2 protein-coding genes are annotated in these 8082 nt (G+C 47.3%); one reads left to right on the forward strand and one right to left on the reverse strand.

The annotated features are described in order from the left end of the window. Positions 1-410 precede the first annotated feature (410 nt). Complete coding sequence (locus CMN27_RS11750; RefSeq protein ID WP_293626652.1) at positions 411-5738, forward strand: hypothetical protein; 5328 nt, start codon at positions 411-413, stop codon at positions 5736-5738. A gap of 2138 nt (positions 5739-7876) precedes the next feature. Here CMN27_RS11750 and CMN27_RS11755 read toward each other — a convergent pair. Next, a partial coding sequence (locus CMN27_RS11755; RefSeq protein ID WP_293626654.1) for a hypothetical protein occupies positions 7877-8082 on the reverse strand: 206 nt, incomplete at its 5' end.

Here is an 8082-nt window from a genome sequence, read left to right on the forward strand (position 1 = left end):
AAGTTGTTGTAAGACTGACTAAAGCTTGCTCATTACCATTCGCAAGCGGAACCTGCTTTGTTAACAGTCAGGTTGTTTTTTGGATAAGTTCTTATATTTTTCGTTCTCTCTCTTTCGCCCTCTGCCTTTAGTAGGAAACTCTTTGTAACACTTTGGATATTTATCCGGGCCTAACATTAGTTCGGATTACGAAATTTTCATCATCCTGTTCTTCGGCCTGGAGTCAGTCCCCCCTCTTTTTCTTTATTTGCGGCGGCCCTCGTAGTCGCTCGTAGCCCCGTCTGTCTACTCTGTGATATTCCCCTCACCCGTCGGAAGGCTTCTCTTCATCTTCGCTCTCCCCTTCACGGTAGCCTTCTTGCAGCTTCACCAGTATCCTCCTGAACACCCGGAACCTTCTGCGTGGAATCATGACGCTACCACCGAAGCTGCGAGAGAGGAATGCTGCCGAAGCCGAGCTCCACAAGGAGGTGAAGCGCCTGGAACGACGCATCAAGGAGAAGTCCAGTCTCGTGACTTTGCGTAAGCAAGTTGACTCGTGCTCCGCCGCTTATGATAACCTAGAAACCAGTCACTATGCTTGGTTGGACTTCCTCCACGCCGATAAACCGGATCCAGAGACGGCTAAACAGTACCTTTCCACCGTCGACTCCTGGATGCTCGCCATCGACAAAAAGTACAACGACGTCATCGAGAAGGCAAGCGCGTTGCTCCCCAGCCCTGATGAAGACTCAGAAGATACCAGCCTTTTGGACAGGACGCGTATGCCGTCATCGCCACAGGCGGCGAGTCCTGGAAATCTCACCCTGGACCTGAGTGAGGCTATGGCGGAGAGAATCGTCGCGCCCAACATCGACTGCATGACGTTTGGCGAGAACCCACGTGACTGGAAGCTCTTCGAGGCAGAATTCGAGGTCAACGTCAAGTGCCACTTTAAATGTGAGAAAAAGTTAGTATCTTATTTGCTTAAGTTTACTTCTCATAAGGCTAGACTAGCTGTAAAACCTCATGTAACTTCTGGTAGTAAGCAACCTTTCACTGACGCTTGGAATGAATTAGTTAGTCTTTTTGGTACGCCTGCAATTTTAGCTAGGCATATTTTGAATGATTTAAAAGATGGGCCCTCTGTGGTCACTGCTGATGAATTGCTAGAATTTGCTCGTGACATACAGCAAGCAGTTAATCAGTTAGCTCATACTCCTCATGAATCCGATATTGGAGGACATGCTATAATTGATGATTTGTTAGTTCGTTTATCAAACAGCGTGCATGTACGCTGGAGTAAGACCGCTTTGAAACATAAGGTCGCAAATGAAGTATATCCCGACATAAATGATTTTCTCAAGTTCATCAGGCTGCTGGCAGCTGAATCAAATGATGAGTATTATGGTATTGATGCTGCTAAGCGGAGAGCAACAAAGTCAAATATTAGGTATAAGGATAGGAAAGGTGCCAAAAAATCTGAAAATGCTAATTCTAGTTTTGTTTCACAGGAAATCCAAAATGCTGCGACTGTCTCTTCTCCCCAGCGGCAGTCCGGTGGCAGGAAGACCCTGCCCGCTAAGTGTCTGTTTTGCGACAAGGAGCGCCATGACCTGAAGTCATGCGGGGTCTTCCTGGGACTGGAGGCTGCGGCGAGATGGGATCAGCGCCTAAACAAGTCTAAGATATGTTGGAAATGTCTTTGTGTAAGTTGTTCATCTCATTCGAAATGTAAAGTGAATAACCCTTGTGATTGTGCTATGCCTTTTCATTTTTTGCTGCATCATAAACCTTGTTCTGCTCAGACTAAAGTCAAGCCCACCAATGATGTTCCTTGTGTAAGGACTAGCGCAGGTTATACCATTCTTCCTGTGATAGAAGTTGTTTGCGGCGGTAAATTAACGTACGCCCTCCAAGACAGTGCCAGTACAGCATCCTATATAACTGCTGATTTGGCAAAATCATTAAACCTAAGTACGATACCTTCTGAAAATTTCACTCGTACTATAAATGGCACTGTCGACACGAACCATCATATCATAAAATCCATCAAAGTTAGGGGCAAAGGTCAATATACTTTCCAAACGCTAAAAAATGTCTTTGTGTGTTCACAGATTCCTGCGAGTCCGAGGACGGTGGCATTGGATCCAGAAGAACACCCCTACCTAGATGGGCTTGACCTGCAGGCTCAGCGGAACGAGACGGTTGGTCTACTCATAGGCAGTGACAGCGGTTTGAATAGACCCTTAGATTGTAAAGAACATCCCACCTCTCCTAAAAACTACCCTTATGCAGTAAAATACCCCTTGGGCTGGGCCATATCTGGCCCCGTCAATGACACTCAGATTCTACGTCCTGATACTAATGATTGTGCCTTTATCGAGTGTCGACGCCGATCTGCTCCTGAAAGATTGGATCAGATCGAAGCCGACATACGTAAGATGTATGACATTGAACGAGGCGATGCTGGTAGGGTCATGTCCGTGGAAGACAAAATGGTCCTGGAATTCTGGGAACGAGAGGTAAAAATTGACCAATATGGACACTATGAGCTTCCTATACCCTTCAAAGATGTAGGTAAGAAGGTACCCAATAATCGTGAGTATGCCATGAAACGCTTGCGCTCCCTGCACAAGAAGCTGGAGAAAACAGGTATACACGAGCGTTATGAAATACAGCTCATGTCAATGGTAAAAGATGGGTTCATGGAAATGGTTCCTGAGGATTGTCTGGGACGTGATGACGGCAGAGTGTGGTACCTGCCACACTTTGACGTCATCCGACCTGACAAACCTGGTAAGATTCGCATCGTAATGGATGCCAAAAGTGAATTTGAAGACGTAAGTTTAAACAAGCTCTGTTATCAAGGCCCAGATATGTCTAACAAGCTGTTCAACATCCTCCTGCGCTTCCGTGAATATCACGCTGCGTGGTCAGCAGATGTGACAGCGATGTATTTGCAGGTTAGAATTCCTGTACAGCAACGCGACATGCTCCGCGTGTTATGGTCCCAGCAAGGAAAAGTGACGGAATACCGGATGACTTCACATATCTTCGGCGGTATTTGGTGCGCAGCCAGCTCCACGTTTGCCCTTAGAAAAGCTGTGGAGGACGCCCGCGCCTCAGCCGAGGTAGCTGAAGTCGTAAACCGTGATTTCTACGTCGACGACGTGCTCAAAAGCGTCTCAGAATCTCTCCTGTCCTGTCGCCAGCCAGCTGACGTTCGAGACGCCCTCGCCGTGGGAAAATTTTCACTAGTAAAGTTCCAAGCAACACATCCTGATCTGCTGAGGGACATCGCCGAGCATGAACACGCGCCCCCCATCAAGACCATCAAAGATGAAGACCACGCCAAAGCTTTAGGTATGCACTGGAACATGTCAACCGACACGTTCTACTACGACGTCGAGGTGCTACGCAACATCAACGTCACCACGAAGCGACTGCTGCTCAGTGCTACTGCCTCGCTCTGGGATCCACTCGGATGTATATCTCCACTGCTGATCCCTCCAAAGCGACTCTTCCAACGAGCTGTCAGGCTGGGATTGGGCTGGGACGACCAGTTACCCACTGACATCATCAACGGCTGGAATGAGTGGTTTGCTGGCCTTCATAACATCAAAGACCTACAATTTCCTCGAGCCATGTTACGTGAGAACATTGGAGGTGCCAGGATAGAGATTCATCACTTCAGTGACGCCAGTGAAGAAGCATACGGATGCGCTGCTTACGTGAGAGTCGAGTACCCCAGCGGAGAGATCGATGTCAACCTGCTCTGCGCGAAAGGGCGAGTGGCGCCGATCGCACACGTCACCATCCCTCGTCTCGAGCTCACAGCAGCTCATCTCGCGGCAAAAATGGACGTCACCCTACGTCAAGAAATGACAGCAAAAGTTGTTGAATCCCACTTCTGGTCCGACAGCACCGTCACCCTCCACTACATCCGTAACACTACGCTGCGGCTGCAGACGTTCGTCGCCAACCGAGTGAGCTTCATCCATCTAAACACACCAGTATGTAGATGGCACCATGTCAGAACCGATGTCAACATAGCAGATATCATCAGTCGTGGCGTGATGTCAGTAGATGAGCTGCCCTCAACTTGGATCAACGGTCCTGACTTCCTAAGCCAACCCAGAAACGCGTGGCCACCGGAAGTGGAGCTTAACGCGCCATCTGAACCACTCGAATTGAAGACAGCTGCTACAGTCGTAAGCCCTGCAGCTCATTCTAGTCCCGACGTTGACAACGACGATCAGGTAACGACTAACGCAGAAGGAGATATTCATCCCTTAGACGTAATTATCAAGAAACATAGCAGCGCCTACTTTCTCTTCATCATAGTTGCCTGGTGGAGAAGATTGTGTACCAAAGGGGAGAAGCAACACGGGCCCATACAAGTCGCGGAGATGCTTGAAGCTGAAACCTTTTGCGTGAGACACGTCCAACAGCAATGTTATCACAAAGAGATCAAGGAACTGTCCAGAAAAGACACCGGTAAGAAAATCATCCAGGTCGACATCAACAGTCCCATACGCTCTCTTAGACCCATGCTGGTGGACGGTATTCTCAGAGTTGGAGGAAGGCTTTCTCACGCTAATCCCGAGCTTACAAACACCCACCCTATCATTCTTCCCCGAGGTCATCCCCTTTCCCTACTAATTATACGTCGCGAGCATATAAAAGCTCACTTGGGTGCTGAGTGGACACTCAGCATGCTCCGCCAGAAGTATTGGGTCATAGGCGCCCGTCATACGCTCAGAAAAATAAGGCAAAAATGCGTCACATGTCATCGTAATTTCTCCATGCCCAAGGCTCAAGTTATGGCAGACCTACCCCCCGAGCGATGTGCTAAAGTAACCTTCGCATTTACCAACACCGGAGTAGACCTCTTCGGACCTTTCTACGTCAAGGTTGGCCGTGCGCAAGTCAAACGATGGGTAACACTCTTCACATGTCTCTCCATTAGAGCGATCCACCTAGAAGTCGTGTACTCCATGTCCGCCGACTCCTTCGTCATGGCCCTTCAACGCTTCGCTGCCCGTAGAGGACTTCCGGTCTCCATGCGATCTGACAACGGCACGAACCTCGTGGGAGCTGAATCTGAGCTTAATACCGCCTGGCAGGAGGTGAATACTGATGATATAGTGATAAAAGCCAGAAGCAAGGGCATCGACTGGCGTTTCAACCCCCCGAAAGCCTCTGAAATGGGCGGAGTTTGGGAAAGACAGATCAAGACTGTACGCAAATGCCTGACCGGCATCCTAAACCCCAAAGTCGCCCTTGATGACGAGACGCTCCTCACAGCACTCTGTGAAGCTGAGAATTTGGTGAACAGTCGCCCCATCACCCGAGTCAGTCAAGACCCTGAAGATGGTGCTCTTACACCTAACCACCTACTCATGATGAAAGCCAACGTCACCGATGACCATCTTAATTTCAATCTTGGAGCCATCTATAGGAGAAACTGGAAGAAGGTTTGCATGCTTAAAGATCAATTCTGGAATAAATGGTCCAAAGAATATTTAGCAGAGCAGCAACAGCGCAAGGTATGGGACAAGCAGCGCGAAGACTTCAAAGTCAACGACATCGTGCTCCTAGCTGATTCCAACATACCTCGCTCCCAGTGGCCCCTGGCGATCATCACCAAGATTTTTGCTGGCAGAGACAACTTAATTCGTGAAGTAGAACTGAAAACTGAAAGCTCCAGACTTCGTAGACCAATCAACAAGTTGGTCAAACTTGAAGCTGATTAATTAACCCTTAGATAGCCGGCTGCTTGCATCACTCATCATCTGCCTGTCCACCGCTATAGTCCGATTCCTTCCCTGAGTAGCGGCCGGGCTTGATTTATAACTCCCTGCAAAGTCAAAGTTTTTAGATGAGAGGAATGCACCCAGTTTGGAACAGGCCTTTTTTTGCAGTTTTTCAGGCCTCGAAAGATTAAAAAACATTTGCTTGGTTACTTCTTGTATTTTTGGACGGCCTTGGGAGGAGGCTCCGTATTGAGAGCTGGCTGTTCCACCCTAGGCTTGAGTATATAAGCTGAGTCTACGAACCAGTTATAACTGATTTACGCACTGCACGTTGCTAGCGCTGGCACGTAAAGATAAGTCTTTTTAGGAATCTGTTATTAGTTATTTCTCTTGTCTAGTAGTATTTAAGTGTCCGTTTCCGTCAGGAATGAGCCTGGCCCTGAGTCATTTGACTTATGGATTTATGCCTTGCTCTCCACGAGAAAACGGGCCGGGAGGCTACCCTGGGCAAAATTTAGTACCCATGTTACTTTATTAGTAAGAACATGACCTCAATATTCTCCCATCGCGGATGAGAGGACAGGCTAGCTCTTATTTAAATCCCGCATAATTTGCTTTTGCAGAATTTAGCGCGCTCGTTATCCACTCACGGGTGGCGAACGTGCTCCGCTGCCGCGGATGCCGCTCAAGCGGCGTGGCATGCGGTGTGGCGTCTGAGATCTGTTGTCTCAGGGGGGGGTGTGTGACGTTGATCACTCAACGTCGCAGACCCCCATATTCTGTTCCAATTATTCCGACATGGGGGTCTTAGTTTATGAGGAACTTATTATATTTTATTATTACAAATCATCAGTCTGAACACGGTTTACCACCCGTGGATCTGCTCGCAGTCATGATTGTTAGCAGTTATTGATTGCTTCCAATCACCTTAGCGAGACACATTTAATCGGGCCGGTTTACTAGGCGACTGTATAAAAAGATAAGTATTTATTTGTGACTAAGAAGGATCCATATCGGCTCAGGAGATTTCAAGGTAGGTTTTTATCTAACTTGCCCTTTTCTTTCAACGCTCTTTCCTTGTGATTTGAGGTACTTCGGCCCCTTGGTTACAACCAATTTCTTAGTGCAGATAGAACGATTGCCTGACTGATTGCTTTTCAATTCACAACTCTCAAAAACAATCAACAGCTTAAATTTGGCGCGACATTCTTAGCTCAAGGCTGTGATCGCCACATATTCTCAAATATGCTTGTGGCTACCATGGAGTAAACACCTAAGCTTAAGTTTCATTCTCGTCAGGCTGGGCCGGAGTACATTTTATCAATAATGTTAGGATAATTGTCATCACAGAGCAGTTGCGAATGTAAGTACTTTTTCTGAGTGATCATTTACCCTGGGCTTATATTTTTGCGTTTATTTTATTTCACGCTGGGTTTAATTTTCGAGCGGCCCCAAAATACTAGGGTCGCTTTGGGCTCAATTTTGGGACGGGCAAATTTTACGATTGAATTTTTGGGACCCATCTATGGGCCCGGGGGTCCTCTTGGGCGGGCCGATTTGTATTTGCGTTCCTTCGGGGGTGTTTCCTAATAGTCGCTAATTTTTGTCATGTTGCTGTCGCTGTTCTATGTATTTGATCAACTGTTCTCACATAGCCGCTTAAGGCTTATGTCTGGAGGTCTCATATTGCCTTGTTTTAAGAACCCTTATTATCATTTTGCCACCCTCTACGGATTTTCAGGTGTGTGTGAGTGAGAATGTTAAGAACCCTCGAAGGGGTCATCACCCGGTTTAGCGCACCTGTTTTGTAAGTAGCCTAAATGCCTTACGGCATATATCTTTGTGCTCACGTGGGGCCCCCCCCGGGAACCTGGGCTATCATTTATGCCTGGTCTACATTTCGGGACCCCACCTGAGAACATAAGCTATCATCTGAAATTATTCCGATGTATTTTGTTAACAGTTTATATTCCAAAATGCCTATACTTTTGCTAAAGCTAAAATATATTTGCCAGGCTTAAAAATATGATTTCATTTCTATCTGCCTTGTTTTGTTAGATATTTTAGTGCTTTGATGTATGGGCTATGAATGGGGTTATTCTTAGAGAGTTATACTTCTGACAGTCTCGTGATGGGGACTATAAACTTACAGAAAAAAAACACATTATTTTCCTGGGCTGGTGATAGATCAGCTGGACCATTAGGTCGCCCCGTCCCGTGGCTCGGGCGGGCGCATCTGCAATTTCCAAACCGGAGCCTTGCCTTTGACCCCTCCAGCTATTATCTATTTTTTGTGGCTTCATTTGAAGCTCAACGTTTAAGAGGTCTCCTGTATTTTCGGGGC

This window comes from Salinisphaera sp., from assembly GCF_002729955.1.
Taxonomy (GTDB): Bacteria; Pseudomonadota; Gammaproteobacteria; order Nevskiales; family Salinisphaeraceae; genus Salinisphaera.